General features: G+C 71.6%; 15 protein-coding genes. 3 read left to right on the forward strand and 12 right to left on the reverse strand.

Annotated features, from left to right (window positions below; translation table 11 throughout):
• Nucleotides 1–4: 4 nt before the first annotated feature.
• The 3 genes from IE107_RS17815 to IE107_RS17825 all read right to left on the reverse strand — a co-directional run bounded on the left by IE107_RS17815 (nucleotide 5) and on the right by IE107_RS17825 (nucleotide 3875).
• Nucleotides 5–1006 carry an MBL fold metallo-hydrolase gene (locus IE107_RS17815; protein ID WP_189544779.1) on the reverse strand — a complete coding sequence of 334 codons (1002 nt, stop codon included), beginning with the start codon at nucleotides 1004–1006 and terminating at the stop codon, nucleotides 5–7.
• Nucleotides 1007–1342: 336 nt separating this feature from the next.
• A complete protein-coding gene (locus IE107_RS17820) occupies nucleotides 1343–2524 on the reverse strand; it encodes a Gfo/Idh/MocA family protein (protein WP_189544780.1) in 1182 nt (393 codons plus the stop codon).
• Nucleotides 2525–3074: 550 nt separating this feature from the next.
• Entirely contained in the window at nucleotides 3075–3875 is an 801-nt protein-coding gene (locus tag IE107_RS17825; RefSeq protein ID WP_189544781.1) for a DeoR/GlpR family DNA-binding transcription regulator, read from the reverse strand.
• Between the two features lie 185 nt (nucleotides 3876–4060).
• Here IE107_RS17825 and IE107_RS17830 point away from each other — a divergent pair, with 185 nt between their 5' ends.
• Complete coding sequence (locus IE107_RS17830) at nucleotides 4061–4945, forward strand: SIS domain-containing protein (RefSeq protein ID WP_189544782.1); 885 nt, start codon at nucleotides 4061–4063, stop codon at nucleotides 4943–4945.
• 7 nt (nucleotides 4946–4952) lie between these two features.
• Nucleotides 4953–5927, forward strand: a complete 975-nt coding sequence (locus IE107_RS17835) for an acyl-CoA thioester hydrolase/BAAT C-terminal domain-containing protein (protein WP_229867040.1) — start codon at nucleotides 4953–4955, stop codon at nucleotides 5925–5927.
• 159 nt (nucleotides 5928–6086) lie between these two features.
• Here the strand turns inward: IE107_RS17835 and IE107_RS17840 are convergent, their stop codons facing one another.
• The 5 genes from IE107_RS17840 to IE107_RS17860 form a co-directional block, all read right to left on the reverse strand.
• The gene (locus tag IE107_RS17840; RefSeq protein WP_189544783.1) at nucleotides 6087–6629 is read right to left on the reverse strand and encodes a hypothetical protein; all 543 of its coding nucleotides are present in this window, start codon (nucleotides 6627–6629) and stop codon (nucleotides 6087–6089) included.
• Nucleotides 6630–6743: 114 nt separating this feature from the next.
• Nucleotides 6744–7886 (reverse strand): DmpA family aminopeptidase, encoded by a 1143-nt coding sequence (locus tag IE107_RS17845; RefSeq protein WP_189544784.1) that lies wholly within the window; start codon nucleotides 7884–7886, stop codon nucleotides 6744–6746.
• A gap of 23 nt (nucleotides 7887–7909) precedes the next feature.
• On the reverse strand, nucleotides 7910–8608 hold the full coding sequence (locus tag IE107_RS17850) for a 4'-phosphopantetheinyl transferase family protein (RefSeq protein WP_189544785.1): 699 nt from the start codon (nucleotides 8606–8608) through the stop codon (nucleotides 7910–7912).
• Nucleotides 8609–8767: 159 nt separating this feature from the next.
• On the reverse strand, nucleotides 8768–9631 hold the full coding sequence (locus IE107_RS17855; RefSeq protein WP_189544786.1) for a Gfo/Idh/MocA family protein: 864 nt from the start codon (nucleotides 9629–9631) through the stop codon (nucleotides 8768–8770).
• A gap of 265 nt (nucleotides 9632–9896) precedes the next feature.
• The gene (locus tag IE107_RS17860; RefSeq protein WP_229867041.1) at nucleotides 9897–10328 is read right to left on the reverse strand and encodes a DUF7144 family membrane protein; all 432 of its coding nucleotides are present in this window, start codon (nucleotides 10326–10328) and stop codon (nucleotides 9897–9899) included.
• Between the two features lie 365 nt (nucleotides 10329–10693).
• Here IE107_RS17860 and IE107_RS17865 point away from each other — a divergent pair, with 365 nt between their 5' ends.
• Nucleotides 10694–13888 (forward strand): amidohydrolase family protein, encoded by a 3195-nt coding sequence (locus tag IE107_RS17865; RefSeq protein ID WP_229867042.1) that lies wholly within the window; start codon nucleotides 10694–10696, stop codon nucleotides 13886–13888.
• Between the two features lie 78 nt (nucleotides 13889–13966).
• On the opposite strand, the gene IE107_RS17870 is transcribed toward IE107_RS17865, so the two are convergent.
• From IE107_RS17870 to IE107_RS17885, 4 genes are read right to left on the reverse strand one after another with little or no spacing between them, the layout of a single operon-like run.
• Entirely contained in the window at nucleotides 13967–15538 is a 1572-nt protein-coding gene (locus tag IE107_RS17870) for a fatty acid--CoA ligase (RefSeq protein ID WP_189544787.1), read from the reverse strand.
• 24 nt (nucleotides 15539–15562) lie between these two features.
• Nucleotides 15563–17422 carry a beta-ketoacyl synthase N-terminal-like domain-containing protein gene (locus IE107_RS17875; RefSeq protein WP_189544788.1) on the reverse strand — a complete coding sequence of 620 codons (1860 nt, stop codon included), beginning with the start codon at nucleotides 17420–17422 and terminating at the stop codon, nucleotides 15563–15565.
• A complete protein-coding gene (locus IE107_RS17880; RefSeq protein ID WP_229867044.1) occupies nucleotides 17419–23871 on the reverse strand; it encodes a type I polyketide synthase in 6453 nt (2150 codons plus the stop codon). The genes IE107_RS17875 and IE107_RS17880 overlap by 4 nt, the downstream gene beginning before the upstream one ends.
• Nucleotides 23868–24263 carry an acyl carrier protein gene (locus tag IE107_RS17885; protein WP_189544789.1) on the reverse strand — a complete coding sequence of 132 codons (396 nt, stop codon included), beginning with the start codon at nucleotides 24261–24263 and terminating at the stop codon, nucleotides 23868–23870. The genes IE107_RS17880 and IE107_RS17885 overlap by 4 nt, the downstream gene beginning before the upstream one ends.
• Nucleotides 24264–24267: the final 4 nt, after the last annotated feature.

Genomic DNA, 24267 nt, shown 5'->3' on the forward strand with positions numbered 1-24267 from the left:
TTGCCTATTGCTCCGCGGGGCGGGCCGGCTCATGCGGCCGCTCCAGTTCTTCAGCGACCACGGCGACCTCGGTCATGACCTGGAGCACTCCGGGCAGTTCGGAGCCGTCGAGCCGGCGGTACTCGCTGCCGATGGTCACCACCAGCCGTTCGGGAAGGCCCAGTTCCGGATAGCGCCCCTCGCCGATGACCCGGCGGGCGGCCTCGACGGCGGGAATCCCCGCCGTGTGGAAGGCGTGGGCGCGCTCGCGCACGTACTCCAGGTACACGATGTGGTCGCGCACCCCGGCCCGGTCAAGAAGCGGGCCGTGTCCCGGGACGACGGTCTCGGCGCCGGTGGCCAGCACCTGTTCGCAGGCCGAGATCAGATTGCTCAGCGGACCCGCCCAGTGCACCGGGTGGTCGCCCGGCTGCTGCGGGGTGGAGGAGAAGATGATGTCCCCGGTGAACACGGCGTCCTGCGCGGGCAGATGGACCATCAGGTCGCCGGTGGTGTGCGCGGACGGCAGCGCGGAGATCCGCACCGGGTAATCCCCCAGCGTCAGTTCGAGCTCGCCGGTGAAGTAGGTGGTCGGCATCACCGGTTCGGTCTGCGACCAGTCGAAGGGGCCGAAGTGCCGGGCGAGATAGCCGCCGAGCGGGGTGGCCGGATCGCCTGCCGCGACGAGGGCGTGCTGCTGCTTCGGCGTGGGTTCGTAGTGGATGTGCTCGCGGGCCTCGCGGGTGGCGATGATCTCCGCGTCCGGGAGCACGCCCGCGCCCCAGAAGTGGTCCCCGTTCGCATGGGTCACGATCACCCGGTCGATGCCGACACCGTCCGGCAGCCGCTTGGTGGACTCGGCCAGGAACTGGCCGGCCAGCACGGCGTCGTACGGGGTGTCGATCCAGAGCGCGCTTCGGGACGAGACGAGCAGGCCGCAGTTGGCCAGCCCCCAGCCCCGCTTCGGCGGGAGCCATGCATAAAGGCCCCGCCCCAGGTCAACGACGTCTCCACCCGTGATCGACATGGACGCGATTATGCCGACCGAATTCCGGCCACGCGTTCGAACTCGGCCACCCCGAGATCCTATTGGCGCAAATTGATCGCTCGAACTCCCCGACGGCGGAGTCATGGTGACCCTGCGAGACCGGCGCACCTCACCCTCGCCTGTCACCTTTCGGACATTCCTTCTCAATTCACCTGATGCTGCCACGCGTCGGGGTGGACACCTGCCGGGAGGTCGCCAAACCAGAATGAGCCGATTACCCACCGAGCATGGCTGAAAACCATTGCACAGAGACCCCCGGGGGACAGCACCCGAAGGCACTGTCACCGGAGATCTCCCGGGCGTCGGGCGAAGCGCCTAGTCCCGCCGGCGGACCTGGCCGCCCTCGAAGTAGGCGATCAGCTCCGGGTCGAGGGCCGGCACCTCGAACGGCGCACCGCCCTCGCGCAGGGAACGGGTGGCGAGCACACCGGCGGCGACGCTCATCCGGGCGGCGACCGGCGAGGTGTCGGTGACGCCCCCGTCGCGCACGAACCGGCAGAACTCCTCCATGATCCGGCTGTCCCCGCCACCGTGCGAGCCCTCGGCCTCGGGCACCCGGTAGGTGATGTCGGCCTCGGCGCGGTATCCGCTGGGACCGGTGTTCCAGACCTTGACCTCGTCGCCGGGGCCGTCACCGAAGTTCTCCAGCCGGCCCTCGGTACCGATGACGGTGTAGTTCCGCCAGTAGTCGGGGGTGAAGTGGCACTGCTGGTAGGCGGCCACGACGCCGTTGTCCAGCTGCATGTTCATCACCGAGACGTCCTCGACGTCCACGATGTGGTGCAGGTCCCTGCGGGCCGTCGGCGGCCAGTCGAACTCTCGCAGCCAGTTCGCCGGGCGCGGGGTGTCCGCCTCGCGGCGCGGCAGGTCGCCGTAGACGAGGAGATCGCCGAGCGCGTTGACGCGGCGGGTGTAGCCGCCGGCCAGCCAGTGCAGGACGTCGATGTCGTGCGCGGCCTTCTGGAGCAGCAGACCGGTGGTGCGGGTGCGGTCGGCGTGCCAGTCCTTGAAGTAGTAGTCACCGCCGTAGCCGACGAAGTGCCGCACCCACACGGCCTTCGGCTCGCCGATGTCGCCACGGGCGATGATGTCGCGCATCAGCCGCACGACGCCCATGTGGCGCATGTTGTGTCCGACGTACAGCCGGGTCCCGGTCTCGTACGCCGCACGCAGGATGTTGTCGCAGCTCTCGACGGTGATCCCGAGCGGCTTCTCGACGAAGACGGCCTTCCCGGCCCGCAGCGCGTCGATGGCGATGGTCTCGTGTGTGTCGTCCGGGGTCGCGACGACGATCGCGTCGAGGTCGTCCCGGCCGAGGAGCAGCTTGTAGTCGTCGACGGCGACATCGGTGCCGAAGTACTCGGCCTCGCGCCGTCGCACCTCGGGGTCGAGGTCGCAGACGGCGGTGATCGCCGAACCCTGTCCGGGGTGGTGGGCGGAGGTCGCGATGGAACGGCGCAGGCCGAGCCCGATGACGCCGAGTCGCAGGTCTGACACGGGGGTCCCTTCTGTCTGTGCGTGCGGGTGGTACGGGCGGAGAACACTGATGCGCGGCTGCTTGCCGGCGAGCGAGACCTCTGACTCGGCGCGCATCATGCACTCGGGGCCGGCAGCCAGGAGGGCGAACGCAGCGGTGACCGTGCGGCCGTTGCTCCCTCGCGGTGACAGCCACATGGTTCACGACATGCATCCAGATGGCAAGAGTTGTTCATTTCACACGACTAACGAACATCTAAGGACATTGAACAGGCGGGGGGCGTTCGTTTCGGCCGCGCCGCAACCCGTGATCGAGTGTCAGAGGCAGGGCACGGGCACGGGCACGGAGAGGCACGGGAAAGGAGCCTGGCACGATGCAGCAGGGGTTCGACGACAATCACCGAACTTGTCAGCCGCTCGATCGCGGTCCGGGATGCGTCTTCGTGCTCGACCGGCGGGTTGCCGGGCACAGGACCCGGCATTCTCGGGCACCAGCTGTGGACGGGCCACGGAAGGCCGATCAGCGGCCGCCCGCCGCCCGACGACCTCGCCGGGGACGCGCCGTGTCACCTCATACGGCGATGACGGTGACGCCGGCCTCCGTGAAGCGGGCGGTCGCCTCGGGCGTGATCCCCCGGTCGGTGACCAGGAAGTCGATCTGGCTCAGATCGCAGACCCGGGCGAAGGCCCGCTTGCCGATCTTCGAGGAGTCGGCGGCCACGACCACCCGTTGCGCCTGTTGGGCGAGCAGCCGGTTGATGCTGGCCTCGCCCTCGTGGTGGACGTACGCACCGCGCTCGGTATCGATGGCGTTGACGCCCAGCACGGCGACGTCCAGTGTGATCTCGCCCAGCACCCCGCTGGCCAGCGGGCCGGTCAGCTCGTACGACTGCGGCCTGGCCACTCCGCCGGTCACCACGATCTTGATCTGCGGCCGGATCACCAGCTCGTTGGCGATGTTGAGGGCGTTGGTGACCACGGTCAGGGTCGGCTGGCCGCCCATGTGGGCCGCACTGTCGCCGACGATGTCGGAGCGCACCGCCAGCGAACGGGCCACCTCGGTCAGTGTCGTGCCGCCGGTCAGTCCCACCACCTCGCCCACGGCCACCAGTTCGGAGACCGCGCGGCCGATGGCCTGCTTCTCCGGGGCGTGGCGCCCGGTCTTGTAGCGCAGGGCCAGTTCGTAGCTGACGCCGTGCGCCACCGCACCGCCCCGGGTGCGGGTGAGCAGCTGCTGCTCGGCGAGCTGGTCCAGATCACGGCGGATGGTCGCGGTCGAGACGTCGAGTGCGGTCGCGGCGTCCTCGACGTCCACCCGACCGTTCTTGCCGACAAGCTCCAACAGCGCGTTCCACCGGGCATCCCTGGACAAGGCAACTCTCCTCACGGACCCGGGCTTCGGGCACCCATCCCCTTGGGTACGGTCACGGGACACGCGCAAGCGTCGCACAAGGCTCCGCCCAGTCAAGCCTCCTGCAAACAGAATGCTTGATAATGCTTGTAGGTCGCGTATAACGTGCGTAAACGAGCATCCCACTACGAGTACGGAGTGCAAAAGTGTCGTTTGTCGAGATCGAGACAGCCAGTCAGCCCGAGTGCTGGCGTCGCGCCGCCGAGCTGGCCCGGACGCAGTCGGCCGGTCTGCCCGCCGCCGGCGAGCGCATCGCGGTCGTCGGCTGCGGCACCTCGTTCTACATGGCTCAGGCGTACGCCGCGCTCCGCGAGGGGTCCGGTCAGGGCGAGTCCGACGCCTTCGCCGCCTCGGAGTTCCCGTTCGGCCGCGGCTACGACCGGGTCGTCGCCCTCACCCGCTCGGGAACCACGACCGAGGTGCTGGAGCTGCTCGACCGTCTGCGTGGTGCCACCCGCACCGTGGCCATCACGGCCGACTCGGACACCCCGGTCATGACGGCCGCCGACGATGTCGTCGTGCTCGATTTCGCCGACGAGCAGTCCGTCGTGCAGACCCGGTTCGCCACCACCGCGCTCACCCTGCTCCGCGCCCACCTGGGTCTGCACACCGAGGACGTGGTGCGCGACGCGGAGACCGCGCTCGCCGAGCCGCTGCCCGAAGGACTGGTGGACTGCACCCAGTTCAGCTTCCTCGGCCGCGGCTGGACGGCGGGGCTCGCCAACGAGGCGGCGCTCAAGATGAAGGAGGCGTCGCTGTCCTGGACCGAGTCGTACCCCGCGATGGAGTACCGCCACGGTCCGATCAGCATCGCCACCTCGGGCACCGCGACCTGGATGTTCGGCGCCGCCCCCGAGGGCCTTGAGGAGCAGGTGCTGGCGACCGGTGCCCGCTGGGTGGAGAGCGGCCTGGACCCGCTGGCCGAGCTGGTGCGCGTGCAGCGTCTGGCGATCGCCCGCGCCGCCGCCCGCGGTCTTGACCCGGACAGCCCCCGCCACCTGACCCGCTCGGTCGTGCTCACGGACGCCTGACCGACCCGTGGACATCGTCGAGCGCACCTTCGGCGACATCGGCGAAGGCGCTCGCGAGGCTGCCCGCAGAACCCCTCGTGAAGCCCTGTGCCGGGGCGTTCACGAGGGGTTTCTCGCACGGCCCGCGAGCGGTCCGGCATCCGGCTGCGAGGTCGGGGTGCTGGTGCTGTCCGGGTCCAGCGGACGCATCGAGGACGAGCGGTGCAGGCTCCTGGCCCGGGAGGGCATCGCCGCCCTGTCGATCCGCTGGTTCGGCGGCTCAGGACAGCCGCCGGGCATCTGCGAGATCCCGCTGGAGACCTTCGAGTCCGCGATCGAGGTGCTCCGCGCGGGCGGCGCACGGCGGATCGGCGTGCTCGGTACGTCCAAGGGAGCGGAGGCCGCCCTGCACCTGTCGGTGCTCCTGCCCGGTGTCGATGCCGTGGTGGCGCTCTCGCCCACCTCGCTGACCTGGGCGAACGTGGGTCCCGGCCGGGACGGGCAGAACCGGCCGTACCGGTCTTCGTGGACCTGGCGGGGCGAGCCGCTGCCGTTCGTCCCCCTCGACGACTCCTGGGCGACGGCGCCCGAACGGCCCGAGGGTGGTCCCGTGGCCGTCCTCGGCTGGTACGAGCAGAGCCGGCGGACGTACGCCGACCGCGTCGACGCGGCGGGAATCCCGGTGGAGAGATCCGGTGCCGAACTCGTCCTGGTCGCGGGCGGCGACGACGCGATGTGGCCTTCACTGCACTCCGCCGAGGAACTGGCCGCCCGCCGCAGAGCCGCCGGCCTGCCCGTACGGGTCATCAGCAGCCCCGACGCGGGCCACCGCCCACGGCTGCCGGGCGAGGGCCCCGCGCCCGCCTCCACGCAGTTCCTGTACGGAGGTTCGACCGCGGCGGACGCGGCCCTCGGGGCGGCCGCCTGGCCCCGCATACTCGACGCGCTGCGCGGCACACGCGCACTTTGGCCGACGGCCGGTGAGAAGCCCGGCGGTGTGTGAGGACCCCGGCGGTGCGTGAGAAGCCCGAGAGGCCCGGCGGTGCGTGAGAAGCCCGAGAGGCCCGGCGGTGCGTGAGAAGCCCGAGAGGCCCGGCGGTGCGTGGGGAGGCCGACGGTCGTCGCGTACACCGGCCCGGCCTCCCACACGGCACCGCCGCGGTCAGGACTCCTCGAAATAGGCGTCCAGAACCGCGTCGAGTTCCGTCGCCCACTCCTTGAGGCTGCTCCTGGCCGGTGCCTCGACCTCGGCGTTGAACCACCGGCGGGTCGACATATGGACGGTCACGGTGAACCGGCGGCCGAACCGGGGGGTCTTCACCTCGACCGCGCCGATCTCGTCCCACCGGAACTCGGCCTCCTGGTCGTCCAGCCGGAACCGGACGCCTTCACGGTCCACGGTGATCGAACCGCGGCGGTCGCTCACCTCGAACGAGGGTCCGTCCTGCGCCTCCTTCTCGTCCGCCGCCGGGGCCTTCCCCGCGTCGGACTCGGCTTCGGCGGCGTCGGACTCACGCTCCTGCGTCCGTTCCGGCTCCGTCCCCGCCGGCTCCGTCCGTTCCGGTTCTGTCTGCTCCAGGTCTGTCTGCTCCAGGCTCGAATCCGGCTTCCCGGCCGTGACGGGGGCCGTGAGACCGGGGATGAACGCCGGGTCTGTCCCCGCGGCGTATCCGGGCTGAGTGTTCGGATCTATGCGCTGCTCCACGGCGGGCAGTATGGCCGACGAAGCTGTGCCGGGCCAGCGAGCCCGCTGCGGAGCGGCCGTGGGAGCCCCGGGAGGGCGGGAGCCACGACGCCGAGGGTTACGGCGCAGCAGGCGTCACGACACCGCTCCCCGTGCCGCCAGGAGTTGGGTCACCTGCTCCAACGGAAGTGCCGGCACGTGGTGCCCGGCCCGGCCGGTCATCGAGTGGGCTCCGGTGAGCACATTGAGCACCGCCTCCTCCACCGACTCGACCACCGCACCGTAGAAGGGATCCATCCGGCCCCAGGGCACGAAGCGCATCGACTCGTACGGCGCGCTGCCGTCGTCCTCGGGGAACGTACTGGTCAACGCAGTCGGGTTCGCCGTGGAGAAGGCCAGGAAGAGGTCGCCGGAGAAGTGGCTGCCGGTGGTGCCGGTACGGGCCAGACCGAGCGTCACCCGACGGGCCAGCGCCTTGCACTGTCCCGGCAGCAGCGGGGCGTCGGTCGCCACCACCACGATCACCGAACCCGCGCCGGGCGGCACCGGGCGCTCCCCGTCGGGCTCCGCCGCGGGGTCCGGCGCACCGACCGGGTCGGTCAGCTCGGGTCCCACCGGCACACCGGCCACCACCAGTTCACGCCGTGCGCCGAAGTTCGCCTGAACGAAGGCACCGACGGTGTACCGGTCCTCGCCGTACTCAACCACCCGCGACGCGGTGCCCGAGCCGCCCTTGAAGCCGTAGCAGCGCATGCCCGTCCCGCCGCCGACACATCCCTCCTCGACCGGTCCGGACGCCGCCGCCTCGATCGCGGCTGCGGCGTGCCGGGGCTCCACGGCCGGACCGTGGATGTCGTTGAGGTGGCCGTCCCAGGTCTCCGTGACGACCGGCAGCAGCCATTCGGGCGCCATGCCACGGCAGTTGGCGCGCACCCACTCGACCACGCCCCGGTGCACCGGGCCCACCGCGTACGTATTGGTGATGACCACCGGAACGGCGAGCGAGCCGCTCTCCTCGATCCACGCGGTCCCGGTCATCTCGCCGTTGCCGTTGAACGAGTGCCAGCCGGCCGCGCAGGGGGTTCCCACACCGTCCCGGCCGCGCGGCAGCAGTGCGGTCACTCCGGTGCGTACGTCCTCGCCGTCGACGAGGGTGACGTACCCGACCTCGACACCGGGCACATCCGTGATCGCGTTCCACGGCCCCGGCTCGCCGGTCAGGGCAATGCCCAACTCGCGTGCGCGCTTGCGGTCTTCGCCCGGGTGATCTTGGCTCATGCGGACAGAGGTTACGGGAACACTCACCCGCCGGACAGACCCCGGACGTCGGGGGTGCCCTCAATGACGATCGCGGTCAGCAGCAGGCCCTCGCCGGCCAGCCAGCGGCCGTGGAAGGCCGCGGGGATCTCCGGTATCCCGGCTCCTGGGGCCGGTTGCAGGTCGGGGGCCAGCAGTTGGGCGGTGAAGCTGCCGTCGAGACGGAGCTCGATGTCTGCCTCCTCGAAGCCCAGCCAACGACGGGTGAGCGGGAACCACGCCTTGTAGACCGCCTCCTTCGCGCTGAACAGCAGACGGTCCCAGTGGATCCGCGGGTGCTCCAGGCGCAGTTCGCGCTCGCGTCGCTGCTCGGTCGCCAGGGCGATGCTGTTGTGCACATCGCCGGGCAGTGGCGCGTTCTCCTCGGCGTCGATGCCGATGGTGAGCGCGGCCTGCCGGTGGGCGACGGCGGCGGCGCGGTAGCCGGTGCAGTGGGTCAGGCTTCCCACCGTGTTCTCCGGCCAGAGCGGGGCGCCCCGTTCGCCCTTGAGGATCGGGCCGGGGGCGATGCCCAGCGATCCGAGCGCACGGCGGGCACAGTGCCGCGTCGTGGCGAACTCCCTGCGCCGTTTCTCCACGAAGCCGCTGGTCAGCTCCTGTTCACCGGGCAGCAGCACGGCATCGGGCAGGTCGGAGAACGCCTCTGCCACCGCTACCCGGGACGGCAGGATTTTCTCGATCATGATCTCCCCCTTACCGGCTGGACTCCCCCATCCTGCCTGGTGCCGCGCGCTCTCCCCACCGTCCGGTGACGAGCGCCGACTCCACAGTGTCGCATCGGACACAGCGCCGTCGTCAGCGGCCTCTTCGCCCGGCCGCAGCCCTGCCGTGCCGCGTCCGGTCTACAGCCGGGCGTCGGCGGAAGCCTCGCGCAGGGCGGTGGCGACGGTCTCCAGGACCTCGACGGGGCGCAGCAGATCCCCGTAGCCGATCGGCGGCGTGCCCGTGCGGGCCATCTCCAGGAACGCTTCGAGGCCGGGCACACAGTAGTCCGCGCCCGGAACGATGGTCTGCTGGACCATGCTCTCCCGGGTGAACGCCATTGCGTGGAAGGGGATCTGGTCCGTGCTGCCCGGCTTGACGAAATTCACGACGACGCGGGTGTCGCCGGCCGTGAACGACGCGGTGACCGTGGTGCCGGTGACGTCCGTCCGGACGCCGGAGATCTCGCCGGGGGCGAGCCGGAGGGCGATGTCCACCGCATGGATGCCGTAGAAGAAGATCCCGCCGTGGTCGCCGGCCGGGTCGGCGGGCCCCGAGGCGACGACCAGCTCCGGCCCGCCTCCCGCCATCGACCGGGCCACCAGCGCGTCGGTGTCGGGAATCCACCGGAGCGCCGAGGACGAGGTGAGCGGCGCGTCATGGGCTCGTGCGGTGTCGATCAGCGCGCGGGCGTCCTCGACGGTGCGGGCGAGGGGCTTGTCGACGAAGACCGGAAGGCCCTCCGCCAGGAAGGGAATCGCCTGGTCCCGGTGGCGCGAACCGTCCCGGTCCGCGACGACCACGGCGTCGACCAGCCCCAGCAGTTCCGCGGGCTCGTCGACGACTTCCGCGATCCCTCCGGTGGCCGCCAGCGCGTCGTTGCGCCGGCCGCGCCCGCCGCTGAGCGCCACGACGCGCGCGCCGCCGCCGGCCCTTTCCACATTGAGGTGGCGGACGATCTGGTCGACATGGCTGTTGTCGGTGCCGACGATCCCGATGCGCATCCGGAGAGCTTCCCTTCGAGGTGACAGGCTGGTGGAACCACACCCTCCCGGCACGAGGGGCGCCCCTGCGCAGCGCAGGACCGATCTTCCCACGGGGGACGAACAGCGGACGCAGCAGCCATGGCCGGTCCGGCCGCCGGCGCTTCATCGCATTCGTACCGTTCTCGTCGTCCGCGTTCCGGTACGCACGCGCCCGCCGCTCAGCGGGGGGCCCGCCGACGGTGATCCGTCGTGGGCGGCCGGTCGGCGGTGATCCCGCCCGGTCTCACCGACCGCCGTCGGCTCCGACATGAAACCTCGTCAGCGCGAACAGGATCATGAGGTCGAGTGCCATGACGGGGATGGCCCACGCCGGGTAGTACGGAACGAACATGAACTGCGTGACCAGGCTGATCCCCGCCACCGCCACACCGGCCCCGCGGCCCCAGCTCTTGTTCATCAGGATCGCCAGGCCGGCGACGACGAGCGCCACGCCGACCACGAGGTGGATCACACCCCAGGCCGTGAGATCGAACCGGTAGGCGTACCAGGTCGAGACGGCGAACAGGCTGTCCTCCGCGATACCGGACGCGCCCATGAGAATGCTGAGCGGCCCGCTGAGCATCAGCAGGACCCCGGCCGCCTGGGACGCACCGTCGACCTTCGCACTGCCGGACCCCCTGTGCCCCGGCGGTGTCTTGTTCGGCATCGCTGTCATGGCCGCAGCCTTCCTGTGCAGCGCGGCCGTCGACGCACATGGACCGTGCGAGGACAGCCACGTTCCCCTGCCAGGATCTCCGCAATTCCCCGGCACCGCCACCGCACCCCGCGGCGAAGGGGCTCGGACGCCCGCCGCACGGCCCGACGCCCGGAATGGGCCTCGGAGCATGCGGCGAGGAAAGGGCCCGCCTTCGCAGCGGTGCACGGAAATCCCCCGCAATTTTCAGAGATCTGTCTTGAATCCCTCCACCGCATTGGCCGATGCCATATATTTCAACGCGCCGAACGAACACACGTCCGAACGGTAGGGCATCTCACCGGAAATGACAGTGCGTTGCCTTCCGTCGCGCAAGGGGGATCAACGTGACCGCACAGACATCCGGAGCATCCGAGGGGCTTCCCGAAGAAGGCTCGGGCCTGTCCCGTCGTACTCTGCTGCACCGTTCGGGCGCCGTCGGGCTGGGGACGTTATGGTTCGCGGGCGAGCCCGGCAGGAGCGCCGTCGCCCACGCGGACGAGAACCCGGACGGACGGACGGACGGCGACGGCCTCGTCCGGGTCGACACCCACGAGAGCGCCAATCTGTGCGCCGCGCTGTCGCCGGACGGACGGACGCTCGCCATCGACGCGCTCAACGCGATCTGGCTGCTGCCGGCCGGGGGCGGCACCGCACACCGGCTCACCGACGACGCGCTGGACGCGACGCAGCCGCACTGGGCGCCGGACGGGAAGAGCCTGGTCTTCCAGTCCTTCCGGGCGGGTACGTACGACCTGTGGCGCATCGGCGCCGACGGGTCCGGGGCACGTCCGCTGACCACCGGGGACGGGTACGACCAGGAGCCCAAGTTCTCTCCCGACGGCCGGTTCGTCGCATTCGTCTCGGACCGGGACAACGCCTGCCGCATCGAGATCCTCGACACGGCGACGGGCATCCGGCGGGCGGTCACCCAGCAGGACCGGAACCTCTCGATGCCGACGTGGTCCGCCGACGGGCGACAGGTGGCATACGTCGCGGACCAGGGGACGATCGAGGCGGTCGACGTGGCCTCGGGGACGATCCGGACGCTGCTGACCGGCCCCGCGGACGCCGCGCTGTACGCCCCCTCGTTCGGGCCCGACGGCCGACTCGCGTACATCAGGGTCACCGGCCCGCGCACCGAACTCATGCTGGGGGACCGGGCCCTGACGAAGGACGAGGACGTCTTCCCGCTCGCCCCGGTCTGGCTGCCGTCCGGCGAAGTGCTCTACACCGCCGACGGCCGGATGTACCGGCGCACCGTCGGCGCAGGCGGGCGTACCGAGGTCCCGTTCACCGCCACGGTGGAGGTGCGCCGGGTGGACCACGAGGCCCGGCGGGGCCCCGACCTCACCGACGACCGCCCCCAGGACGTCCTGGGCATCGCCGACCCGGCGCTCTCCCCCGACGGCCGGAAGATCGCCTTCCGGGCGTTGAACGCGCTGTGGCTGCTCTCCGGTGCCGAGCGCCCCGTCAAGATCGTCGCCGACGGCTACTTCAACTCCTCCCCCGACTGGGCACCCGACGGCCGGTCCCTCGTCTATGTCAGCGACCGGACGGGCACCGCGAACCTGTGGCGGTACGACCTGGCGAAGGGCACCTCGGAACGGATCACCGATCTGCCGAACGCCCAGCTCGCGCCCCGCTGGTCACCCGACGGCTCCCGCATCGCCTACCAGGACGAGAGCGGCGCGAACTGGGTGCTGACCCTGTCCGACGGCTCGGTCACCCGGGTCACCCCCTCGCTCTACCAGCCCGGCCCGGCCGCGTGGTCGCCCAACGGCAAGATCCTGGCCCTCGCCGCGGCCGCCCCGTACTCCAGGCGCAGCCTCAACGGTGTGAATCAGATCCTCACCGTCGACCTGACCACGAACGAACTGCGCTACCAGCCGGTGGCACCGGGATGCTCGATCTCCACCCGCAACGGAGACGGCCCGCTGTGGACACCCGACGGCAGGCATCTCGTCGTCGGCATCGAGAGCCAGGCGTGGAAGGTCCCGGTGGACGCGGCCGCCCGGATCACCGGTGAGCCGGTGCGGATCACCGAGGAGATCACCGACTCCCTCTCCGTCGCCACGCGCAGTGGCAGGCTGCTCTACCTCTCGCTGGGCCGGCTGCGCACGGTGGGCCTCGACGGCGGCACGCCGCGCACCGTGCCGACCCGGCTGTCCTGGACCCGCCGTCCGGCCCCTGCGGGACGGACCGTGGTGCGGGCGGGCGCGGTGTGGGACGGTACGTCCGGCTCGCTGCGGCACGGCGCCGACGTCGTCCTGCGGGGCGGCCGGATCGAGGAGGTCGTGCGGCGCGGGAGCGTCCGGGGCGACCGGGTCGTCGACGCCGCGGACCTCACCGTCATGCCGGGCCTGATCGACACCCACAACCACTGGCACTGGCGAGGCCCTCAATGGGGCGACCGGCAGGGCCGCGCCTGGCTCGCCTACGGCGTCACCACCAGCCGCACTCCGGCCGACCCGTCCTACCAGATGGTCGAGACGCGTGAGGCGCTGGCGGCCGGGACCAAGGTCGGGCCGCGCTACTTCGGCTCCGGAGACGGGTTCGAGGGAACCCGTGGCCGCCACCGCGTCATGCGACCGGTCCTCTCGCCCGAGCAGCTGGACCGGGACATCCGGCGGGCCCTGGCCCTCCGCTACGACCTGCTGAAGTCGTACATCCGGCTGCCGCTGGAGTACGAGCGGGAGGTCGTGGCACGCGGGCACGCCGCCGGCATCCCCGTGACCTCGCACTACCTCTACCCGGCGGCCCGTACCGGCCTGGACGGCATGGAGCACACCGGGGGCGGCAACCGCCTCGGATACTCACGGACGCTGAGCTTCGCCGCCGGGCGGTCGTTCCAGGACTCGGTGGACCTGCTGGTGGCGAGTGGCATGTGGATCTCCACGACCATCCTGTTCGCCTCCGAACTGTTCGTCGAGGACCGTTCGCTCATCGAGGACGAGCGGACGCGGGTGCTCTACCCCGACTGGGAGTACGGCCGGCTGGTCCAGAAGGCCGATGACGCGGCGTCGGGCGGTGCGGATGCCCAGCTCAATCACTCCTGGACCGTCGGGGACTGCGACCTGCTGCTGCGCGTGCACCGGGCCGGGGGGCTGGTCGTGGCGGGCACGGACTCGGCCCTGGACGACATCGGCATCAGCATCCACCAGAACCTGCGGGTCATGGTGAAGTACGGCTTCACCCCGCGCGAGGCACTGCTCACGGCCACCGGGAACGCCGCACGGGCCCTCGGTCTGGGCGACCGGCTGGGCAGGGTGGCGCCGGGCCATCTGGCCGACCTGGTGTGCGTCGCGGGAGACCCGCTCGCCGACATCGACGCGGCGGCGGCGGTGCGCCGGGTCATGGTCGGCGGCCACGCGTACGACGTACCGGAGCTGCTCGAACCGTTCCGTGCGTCCGCCACGGCCGCCGGCCGTGCCGCGCCCCGCAACACGGTCGGGGCCGCGGCGCCCAGCGCGCGCGGGAATTCCGCGCACTACTGGCACAAGGCGGAATGGCAGCACGTCGGCTGCTGCCGCTCCCGCTGATTTCGCACACACCGGAACATGGGCTCCGGGGCCGGTTTCGACCGATCCCGGAGCCTGTTCGGGAATTGCTTTCCTGAATCAGTTCACCTGTCGGTCGCGTTCGGTCCAGAAATCCTTGCGGATTTCCCGTCTGAGTATTTTTCCGCTGGGGTTGCGCGGAATCCGCTCGATGAACTCGTAACCGCTCGGGGACTTGAAATCGGCAAGCCGGCCCTGGAGGTGGAGTTTCAGTTCCCGAGGGGTCGCCGACATCTCCGGACGCAGCACGACGAAGGCCCGCACCGCCTCGCCCCAGCGTTCGTCGGGCACCCCTATGACGGCCGCCTCGGCGACCGCCGGGTGGGTGCACAGCGCGTTCTCCACCTCCGCCGGGTAGACGTTCTCACCGGCGACGATGACGGTGTCCTTGAGACGGTCGCACACATAGACGTAGCCGTCCTCGTCGAGGTATCCGGCGTCCCCGGTGTGCAGCCAGCCGTCGGCGAGGGTCTCCTCCGTCGCCTCCTTCATGTTCCAGTACTCCAGCATCACCGCGGGCGTGCGCAGACAGATCTCCCCTACGGCGCCGGGTTCGAGGGCGTTGCCCTTCTCGTCGACCACCTGCACCGAGACTCCGGGATACGGGCGCCCCGCCGCGCGCAGCCGCGGACTGCCCGGACGGTGGTCCGAGGGCGGCAGGCACAGCGCGGTGTTGCCGCTCTCCGTGAGCCCGTACAGCTGGCCCAGCCGGCAGTCGAGGACTTCCATGCACTGGAGCATCAGCGTCTCGGAGATCGGGGACCCGCCGTACGTGACCAGGCGCAGCGACTCGAAGTCGGCGGGGCCCACGCCGCGTTCGGCCAGCATCATCTGGAGCATCGACGGCACGGCGAGGGTGGTCGTGACGCCGAGCTCCCGGATCAGTCGCACGGCGTCGTGCGGGGTGAACATGCGCATGGCCACGCTGGTCGCTCCGGCGTTGAACGCCTGCATGGCCCACCAGATGCCTGCCACATGGAAGCCGGGGATGCTGATCAGGCTGACGTCCCCGGGGCGCCAGTCGATCCAGTCGAGACCGTGCTCCGCGAGCAGATCGCGGATCGCGAAGAAGCTGCGGTGGGCGAGGACGACGCCCTTCGGCAGGCCCGTGGTGCCGCTGGTGTAGATCTGCGTGACCGGGTCGTCGGGCGCGGCCTCGACGGCGAGCCCGTGGTCCGGATGGCCGGCCTTCCACTCCCGGAAGCCCTTGCCCCGGCCGGAGCGGCCGTCGAGTCCGACGATCTCGGGCAGGGCGGGCAGCTCCGGGCGGATCCGGGCCGCCATCTCCTCGTACTCCCTCTCCACGAAGACGAGTGCGGCGCCCGAGTCGCGCAGGATGTGCTCCACCTCCCCCGGGCTGAGCCGCCAGTTGACCGGGACGAGCACCGCTCCGGTCTTGGCGCAGGCGAAGAAGATCTCGTAGTAGTCCTCGGACTCCTTGCCCAGGTAGGCGACGCGGGAGCCGCGCCCGGCGCCGGCGGCGAGCAGGGCACGGGCCGAACGGTTGCTCTCCCGGTGCAGTTGCTCGTACGTGACCTCCCGGCCCTCGCAGCTCACGGCGGTGCGCCGGGCGTGGTGGGTCGCGTGGAACGCCACCGTGTCGGCGGCGGTTGTGAGGTTCGGGTAATACATGCGGGGTTTCCTGTCCGTGGAATTTCAGAGCCAGTTGTGGTGATCGGGCCAGTGCCGCCGTCCGACGAGTGCGGGGCCCGGGAGGTGGAGCAGCCGGGGGCCCGCGGTGGTCTCGGGCCACAGCTCGGCGGTGGCAGGGGCTTCCCCGGCCAGATACCGCCGGACGTGCCGCGCCGGGCCGGCGGCGGACTCCGGGGAGCCCTCGCCGTCGAAGCCCGTGCAGGGGGCGCCCGATGCCGCACGTTCCAGCGCGGCCAGGAGGCCGGAGCGGTCGTGGACGACGGCCGCGTACCGGACGGCACGGTGGTCACGGCCCTCGGCGAGCGTCCGGCAGACGGCGGCGGGAGACCAGTCGGCGCTCTCCCGCAGATGCCTGGCCAGCCGGCCGGCCGTGCCGGCCAGCGCCTCGGCGTTGTGCGCCGACAGCAGCAGCGGCCAGGGGCCCTCGTCCCCGGCGGCCCCGTCGTCCGGGGCCGGGCGCTCCGGAACACTCTCCAGCACGACGTGGCCGAGGGTGCCGCAGAAACCGAAGCCGCTGACGGCCGCCCGCCTTCTGCCCTCCGTGGGCCAGGCGAGCGGCTTCGCGGCGAGCCGCAGCGCCGTCCGGTCCCACGGGATGCCGGGGTCGGCCTCGTCCTCGCCCGGCTGCGGCGGGATCTCCGCGTGGGCGAGCGCCAGCACCGTCTTCATCAGCCCGGGAGCGCCGGAGGCGGTCTCCAGGTAGCCGATGTTCGCCTTGCACGAGCCGATGTACAGCGGCGGCGCGCCGGGCGCGCGACGTGCGTACGCGTCGGCCAGGGCCTCGGCCTCGATCTGACCGCCGATCCGGGACCCGTTGGCCTGCGCCTCGACGTAACTCACGTCCTCGGGGGCCGTGCCCGCGTCGTGCAGCGCCCGTTCGATCACCGCCCGCTGGCCGCGCGCCGGGGCCACCGAGATGCTGGGGCGGTCGCCCTGGGCATGGACGGCGCTGCCGCGCACGAGCGCGTACGGCCGGTCCCCGTCGGCCACGGCGTCCGCGTACCGCTTGAGGACCACGACCCCGCAGCCCTCGCCGCGGACGTGTCCGTCGGCCCGCCGGGTGAAGGGCCTGCTGCGGCCGGAGGGCGAGAGCATCCCGGCGCGGTCGAGGATGCCGGTGCTGAACGGGGAGAGCAGCAGGTTGCAGGTGCCGACGAGGGCGACGTCGCACTCGTGGGCGCGCAGCGCCCGCACCGCAAGGTGCACGGCGGTCAGCATGGACGAGGACGCGGTGTCCACGGTGACCGCCGGGCCGTTGAGCCCCAAGGACAACGCGATCCGGCCGCTGAAGGCGCTGGGCGAGGAGCCCGTGCTCATGTGCGGCGACAGGCCGGTGCCGGGGACCCCGCCGCGCAGCCAGGCGTACGGGTACTCCACCGGCCCGGCGACCGCGTAGACACCGACGTCACGCCCCCGCAGGCGCTGACGGGAGAGGTTGGCGTCCGCGAGTGCCTGGGCGGCGGCCTCCAGGAGCAGGCGCTGCTGCGGGTCCATGTGGCGGGCCTCCTCTTCGGAGATGCCGAACCAGTCGGCGTCGAAGAGGTCCACATCCGTCAGGTAGGCGCCCTGGCCGAGCCGTCCGGCCAGCGGCGCCAGGTCCGGTGCCGCCAGGTTCCAGCGCGGCCGGCCGAGGCTGTCGACGGGCACCCCGGCCGTCTCGGTGGGCAGGACCCGCCCCTCGCGCAGCGCGCTCCACAGGGCCCGGGGGTCGTCGAGCCCTCCCGGCAGCCGGCAGCCCATGCCGATGACGGCGACCGGCTGCGTCCGCTCGTGGTGCTGCCGGGCCAGCATCACCATGAGCTGCTTCTTCGACAGGGTCTCCAGGTGGTCGATGTAGCTCGTCACCTTCGGGCCGCCCGTCACTCGAACATCCCGCGCAGGGCGGCGAGTTCGTCGTCCGCCTCGGCGTCGGTCAGCTCGCGCACGTCCTCGCCGGGCGACGGCCGCGGCGGTGCGGCCGGTTCCTCCTGGGCCCGGTCCGGTACGAGCTGCTCGTCGACGAAGGCGGCCAGGGACCGCACGGCGGGGTGGTCGAAGAGGGTGGAGGCGGGCAGCGGGATCCCGAGCGCGGTCTCCAGGGCGTTCTTCAGTTCCACCGAGCCGAGCGAATCGAGTCCGAGATCCACCAGCCGTGCGTCGAGATCGATCTCCTCGGGCGAGTCGTACCTCAGTACGTGCGCGATCCGGTCCCGCAGCAGTTCGCGGAGTGCGACCTCGCGCTCGGGCTTCGGCCGTCCGAGCAGCGCGTCGATGTCGAACGCGGACCGTTCCGCTCCGCCTCCGCGTCCCGAACGCAGCTCGTCGAAGAGCGAGTTGGGGGTGGGCAGGGCGTCGATGTAGGCATCCCAGCCGAACTCGCCGACGACGGTCTGGGCGCGGGGCCGGGCGAGGGCGGTGAACAGCGCGTTCAACGCCGCGCCGGGCTTGATGAACTTCAGCCCGCGCGCCTCGATGCCCTCGATCTGGCGCCCGGTGAGCGCGGCGGCCATGCCGATCTCGCCCCACGGGCCCCAGTTGACGCTGAGTCCGGGCAGGCCCGCGGCCGCCCGCCACTGCATGAGGACGTCCATGTAGGCGTTGCCCGCCGCGTAGTTGGCCTGGCCGGCGGCGCCGAGTACCGAGGAGACCGAGGAGTAGCCGACGAAGAACCGGACCGTGGGGACCTCGGCGACCGCGCGGTGCAGCAGCCAGGTGCCGTGGACCTTGGCACGCAGGACGGTGTCCATGCTCTCCCAGGTCTGGGCGGCGAGCGGGGCGTCGGCGAGGACGCCCGCGGCGTGCAGGACGCCCCCCAGGGGGTGGGGTCCCGCGGCGGCCTCCTCGACGATCCGCCGTACGTCGGCCGCATCGGCGATGTCCCCCTGGTGGACGCGGACTTCGACGCCCTCACCGAGTCCGGCGGCGATCGCGGCCCGCTCGCCCTCGTCGACGGCGCGACGGCTGACGAGCGCGATGTGCCGGGCTCCCTCCCGCACCAGCTTGCGCGCGGAGGCCAGCCCGAGCGCGCCGAGGCCGCCGGTGACGAGGTACGTCTCCCCCGCGTCGATGTCCACCGGCCGTGCGGGCAGATCGCGTTCGTCGCGGAACTCCAGCACGATCTTGCCGAGGTTGGCACCCCGGCTCAGGACGCCGAAGGCCTCCTCGGTCTCGTCGAGCGAGTAGCCGACCACCGGCAGGGGGGTCAGCCGGCCGGCCTCGATGTGCTCGGCGACCGTCCGCAGAATGCCGCCGTTGAGGCGTTCGAGCTCCTCGGCGGGCAGTTCGCTGAGGTCGAAGTTGTGGTAGCCGACGTCGGGGCGCCGCGCCCGCATCTCCTCGGGCGACCAGATGCCGATCTTGCCGAGTTCGACGAAGCGTCCGTCCACGGCGAGACAGCGCAGTCCTGCCGGGATGTAGTCCTTGTTGAGGCTGTTGAGGACGATGTCGACCCCTCGGCCCCCGGTGGCCTCCAGCACCTCGTCGGCGAAGTCGAGGGTGCGGGAGTTCATGATGTGCGCCACGCCCTGGGAGCGCAGCAGGGGCCATTTGCGGGGGCTGGCGGTGGCGTACACCTCGGCTCCCGCGAGCCGGGCGAGCTGGACGGCCGCCTGTCCGACGCCGCCGGCGGCCGCGTGGATCAGGACCCGGTCGCCCGCCTTGATCCCCGCGAGGTGGTGCAGTGCGTGGTGGGCCGTGACGAACGCGGCGGGCAGTCCGGCCGCCTCGGTGAAGGTGAGATTGCCGGGCTTGTGCACGACGACCGTGGACGGGACGGTCACCCGCCGCCGCATGGAGCCGATCCGGCTCAGCACCACCTCGTCACCGGGCGAGAACGCGGCGTCGGGTCCCGCCTCGACGACGGTTCCGGAGGCCTCGAAGCCGAGCGGCAGGGGCTCGTACGGGATGCCGTGGTCCAGCGCGTACTGGCGCAGCATCCCGAGCGCGTTCAGGACGTCCTTGAAGTTGAGACCGGCCGCGTGGACCTGGACGGTGACCTCGTCGCCGGTGGGCGGGTGGTCCTCGACGGGTACGGGCCGGACGGCGGAGAACCGGCCGTACTCGGTGATCGTGAGTTCGGCGTTGGCGTCGTCGCGTGTCGTGGGGACGGGCGGGGAGAGCCTCTTCACATGCCGGATGCCGGAGCGGTAGGCGATCTGGTGCTCGCCGCCCGCGCCGTCACCGGCGAGCCACTCGTCGACGAGCGGCTGGAGGCCGGTTCCGTCGAGGTCGAGCAGGACGGTCCGCAGTGCCGGGTACTCGTTGAGCAGGACCGCGCCGAACCCCCACAGGGCGGCGGCCCCGAGGGAGTCCTGGGACACGGTGGCGGCGGTGTCGCCGGGCAGCCACTGGGCGCGTTCGGTCACGAGCACGACCCGCGGGCCGCGGCCGGCGGCCGGGCCGGTGGCCGCGGCCACCAGGGCGAGCAGCTCGCGGAAGTTGTGCTCGGTCTCGGTGCGCAGCCGCTCTTCGCCCTCGGCCGTGGGCTCGGGCGTCCAGAACCAGCACAGGTCCGTGACGGCGCCGTCCTCGGCCAGCAGAGCGGCGGCGGTGGCCGCGTCGGGGGCGTGCAGGGCCTCGATTCCGGTGCCGGCGAGCCGGTCGGACAGGTCGTCCGGCAGGCCGTCGCCCGGCCGGACGACCAGAATCCGGCGGTCCTCCCCACCGGTCCGGGCGGAGGGCAGCGACCGCTTGAGCCACCGGGGGCGCAGCAGCATGCGCTCGGCGGGGTCGGCCGGGGCGTCGGCGACGCGCTTGAGACGTACACCCTTGACGACGAAGACCGTCCGGGAGCCCTCCAGGGCGACGAGGTCGGCGAGCAGCTCGCCGGCGGGGTCGAGGTCGACCTGGATGAGGATGCGCAGATCGCCCTTGGGGCGCTTGAGCAGTTCGACGCCTTCGAAGCCGACGGGCAGATAGGTGCCGTCCAGCTCGACGGCGGCGCCGAGGGTCTGCATCGCGCAGTCGAGGACCGATGCGCGCAGGTGCTCGGCGGCGGGGGTGTCCAGGCCGCGCAGCTCACCCGTCGCCAGGCCGTCGGCGTACCGGTCGACGCGCAGGACGCGCCGGAACTCCGGTCCGTACGGCAGGCCCAGTCCGGCGTATTGCTCGTACAGGTCCTCACCGTGGTGCCGGGCCTGCGGCTCGCCCGGGTCGGCGGTGGCCTTCCGCAGCCGGTCCACGACCTCGCCGAGCGCGGCGGGCCCGGTGGGCGCGGCGCCGAGGGTGGCGGTGGCGTGGACGCGTTCGATCACGCCGTCCCTGCCGTTCACTCGGCTGACGATCTCCACGGCGGCGGGCCCTTCGGCGTCCTCGGCGTCCTCGTGCGGGCGCAGCCGGGTGCGGAGCTCGGCCGGCTCGTCGTCGCGGAGGAAGAGCGGTTCGTGGATGCGCAGGTCCTGGATCAGCCGGCCGGTCTCCCCGTGCACCGCGTCCTGGAGTGCCAGCACGACTTCGACGTACCCCGCGCCGGGGAACACCGCCTGGCCCATGACGACGTGGTCGGCGAGATAGGCCGGGGAGTCCGGGGCGATCAGCGCGCTGAATTCGCGCTCCCCCGCCGCGCGCCGGTCCTCGGTGGTGATGTCCCGGCCCAGCAGCGGGTGATGGGCCGGTCCGGAGGCGTGGCCGACGCGGGTGGCCCGGAGGCGGGCCGAGGGCAGCGGATGGCGCTTCTTCGCGAAGACGTAGCCCGGCAGCGGTACGGTCCGTCCGCCGCGCCCGGCGTGGTAGCCCGTCCAGGAGACGGGGAGTCCGGCCCGGTAGCACTGTGCGAGGGCGGTGCCCACGGTGGTGGCGCCGGCGTCGGACCTGGCCATGCTGGACACCCACAGGTGGGCGTCGGGGTCGCCGTTCTGCCGCCCCAGTCCGATCAGCGCGCCGGACGGGCCGACCTCGATGAGGACGTGCGGTCCGCGGGCCTGGAGGCAGCGCATGCCGGCGGCGAAGTCGACGCTCTCGCCGATGTGGCGGACCCAGTACTCGGGCGTGCCCACACCGGCGAGCGTGGCGACCTCGCCGGTGAGGTTGGAGACGAAGCTCAGCCGCGGCTCGTGGAAGGCGATGTCCGCGATCTGTGCGCGGAACGCGTCGAACACCTCGGTCATCAGGGGCGAGTGGAAGGCGTGCGAAACCGGCAGCTGCTTGACGGACACGCCGCGCGCCCGCAGGGTGTCCGTGAGTTCGGCGAGCGATTCGCTGCCGCCGGAGATCACGCACTGGCGCGGGGAGTTGACGGCGCCGAGGCCGAGGTCGGGGTACCCCTCCAGCAGCGGGGCGACCTCTTCCGCGGGTGCGAGGACGGCCGCCATGCCACCGGCCGCCGACACCGACTGCATGAGCCGGGCGCGGACGGAGACCAGCCGGACCGCGTCCTCGATCGAGAACAGGCCCGCGACCGCGGCCGCCGCGATCTCACCGACGCTGTGCCCGAGCAGGATGCCGGGGCGTACCCCCCAGGACATCCAGAGCCGGGCCGTCGCGTACTCCAGGCAGAACAGCGCGGGCTGGGTGTACAGGGTCCGGTTGATGTCCTGCTCGCTGTCCGGCGCCTCGCCGAACATGATCTCCTTGATCGAGCGGCCGAGCCGGGCGGCGAAGAGCCGGTCGCAGTCGTCGAGATGACGGCGGAACTCGGGGTAGCGGTCGTAGAGGCCGCGCCCCATGCCGACGTACTGCGCGCCCTGCCCGCTGAAGAGGAAAGCGGCCTCGGTGAAGCGGTGCTCCGGGGCAGCGGGGGCCTCGCTCGCGGACTGCCGGTCGAGCAGCCGCTCCAGCTCCTCGCGCGAGGAGACGTGCGCGGCCAGCCGCGCGGGCAGATGGGCGCGGCCGAGGTTGGCGCTGCGGCAGAGGTCGGGGACGGCGAGGTCCGGGTGCGCGTCGAGGAAGCGGCGGTAGGCCTCGGCCTGTGCCCGCAGTGCCCCGTGGTCCTTCGCCGAGAGGGTGAAGACGGCGGTGCCGTCGTCCGTCGCCGCCGGGGGCACCGTGGCGGGTGGTGCCTGTTCGAGGACGACGGAGGCGATGGTGCCGGCGAAGCCGAAGGAGTTGACGACGGCCCGCCGGGGCCCGTCGGCCCGCCAGTCGCGCAGTCGCGTCGGGACGGTCACCCGATAGCGGTCCCAGGGGATGTGGCGCGACGGTGTCTCCAGGTTGATGTGCGGGTAGATCACGCCTTCCTGGAGCTGGAGGACGACCTTGGCCACGCCTCCGACGCCTGCGGCGGCCTCCATGTGGCCGATGTTGGTCTTCACCGAGCCGACGGCCAGCGGTTCGCCGTCCGTGCGGGAGGCGGCGAAGACGGTGTTGATGGAGCCCATCTCGATCGGGTCGCCCAGGGAGGTTCCGGTGCCGTGCGCCTCCACGTACTGGATGTCCGCGGGTTCCAGGTTGGCCGAGGCCAGGGCGTCGCGCATCAGGGCCACCTGTGCGGTGCCGTTCGGGACGGTCAGGCCGCCGCTCTCGCCGTCCTGGCGGACCGAGGAGCCGCGGATCAGCGCGAGCACGGTGTCGCCGTCGCGCCGGGCGTCGGAGAACCGCTTCAGGACGAGCATGCCGGAGCCCTCGCTGCGGCCGTAGCCGTCGGCGGAGTCGTCGAAGGTCTTGCAACGGCCGTCGGGCGACAGCATTCCGGCGCGCGAGTAGACGATGTGGTTGCGCGGATGGTGGTTCACGTTCACGCCGCCCGCGAGGGCGATGTCGCACTCGCCGCGGCGCAGTCCCTGCGCGGCGAGGTGCAGCGCCACCAGTGAGGCGGAACAGGCGGTGTCGACGCTCAGGCAGGGACCGCGCCAGCCGAGGAAGTAGGACAGGCGTCCGGCGGCGGCGCTGTGCGCCGTGCCTGCCGCGACATGGGCGTCGAGGTCCAGCGGGTCCAGGGCCTCGACGTCGATCGCGAAGTCCATCTGCCCGACACCCAGATACACGCCGCCGTTTCCACCGCGAAGGGCCGCCGGATCGATGTGCGCCGATTCCAGAGCACGCCAAGCGGATTCCAGGGCCCAGCGGTGCTGGGGGTCCATGAAATCGGCTTCCTTCGGGGATATGTTGAAGAATTTCGAGTCGAATTCGTCCATACCGGAGACGAATCCACCACCCGCCGCGACAGGGCGCCGGCCGGCCTCCTTCTCGGCCGCCTGGACGGCCTCCATGTCCCAGCGGTCCTCGGGTACGGGTCCGGTTCCCGAGCGCCCCTCCCTGAGGAACGCGGAGAACTCCTCCGGGGTGTTGTTGTCCCCCGGGAGCCGAATGCCCATTCCGATGACGGCGATCGGCTCGTACTTCTCCAGAAGCAGGCTCCTCAGCAGGGCATCGGGGCGGGACGAGGCCGTTTCGGTCACTGGTAGAGCTCCTTGAGAACGTCGTTGACCAGGTCTTTCGTGGAAACTTCCGCATCCTGCGGGGCCTTGGGGCCGGGCGCGGCGGCCAAGAAGAGTTCGGGGACCACCTCGGTGGTCAGGAAATCGACGAGGTCCCCGACCGTCGGGTGGTTGAACAGGAAGGCCGAATCGAGCGGCCGGCCCAGTTCCCTTTCGAGGCGCTGCCTGGTGTCGACGGCGCCGAGCGAGGTCAGCCCGAGCTCGAAGTAACTCACCCGAAGCGGCAGCACATCCTCCTCGCCCATCATCAGTTCACGCTTGAACTCCGCCACGACCAGTGATTCGAGAAGCGTTCGCCGTTCGGACGGCGGAGTGTCGAACAATTCCTGAAGCCAGGGGGTGCGCGAAGTCATGCTG

The organism is Streptomyces gelaticus, from assembly GCF_014649535.1.
Classification (GTDB): domain Bacteria; phylum Actinomycetota; class Actinomycetes; order Streptomycetales; family Streptomycetaceae; genus Streptomyces; species Streptomyces gelaticus.

Bases quoted from the DNA above. Each gene is read 5' to 3' on its own strand.
- IE107_RS17815 (WP_189544779.1), bottom strand. From the start codon at position 1,006: ATGTCGATCACGGGTGGAGACGTCGTTGACCTGGGGCGGGGCCTTTAT.
- IE107_RS17845 (WP_189544784.1), bottom strand. From the start codon at position 7,886: ATGAGCCAAGATCACCCGGGCGAAGACCGCAAGCGCGCACGCGAGTTG.
- IE107_RS17850 (WP_189544785.1), bottom strand. From the start codon at position 8,608: ATGATCGAGAAAATCCTGCCGTCCCGGGTAGCGGTGGCAGAGGCGTTC.
- IE107_RS17855 (WP_189544786.1), bottom strand. From the start codon at position 9,631: ATGCGCATCGGGATCGTCGGCACCGACAACAGCCATGTCGACCAGATC.
- IE107_RS17860 (WP_229867041.1), bottom strand. From the start codon at position 10,328: ATGACAGCGATGCCGAACAAGACACCGCCGGGGCACAGGGGGTCCGGC.
- IE107_RS17870 (WP_189544787.1), bottom strand. From the start codon at position 15,538: ATGTATTACCCGAACCTCACAACCGCCGCCGACACGGTGGCGTTCCAC.
- IE107_RS17885 (WP_189544789.1), bottom strand. From the start codon at position 24,263: ATGACTTCGCGCACCCCCTGGCTTCAGGAATTGTTCGACACTCCGCCG.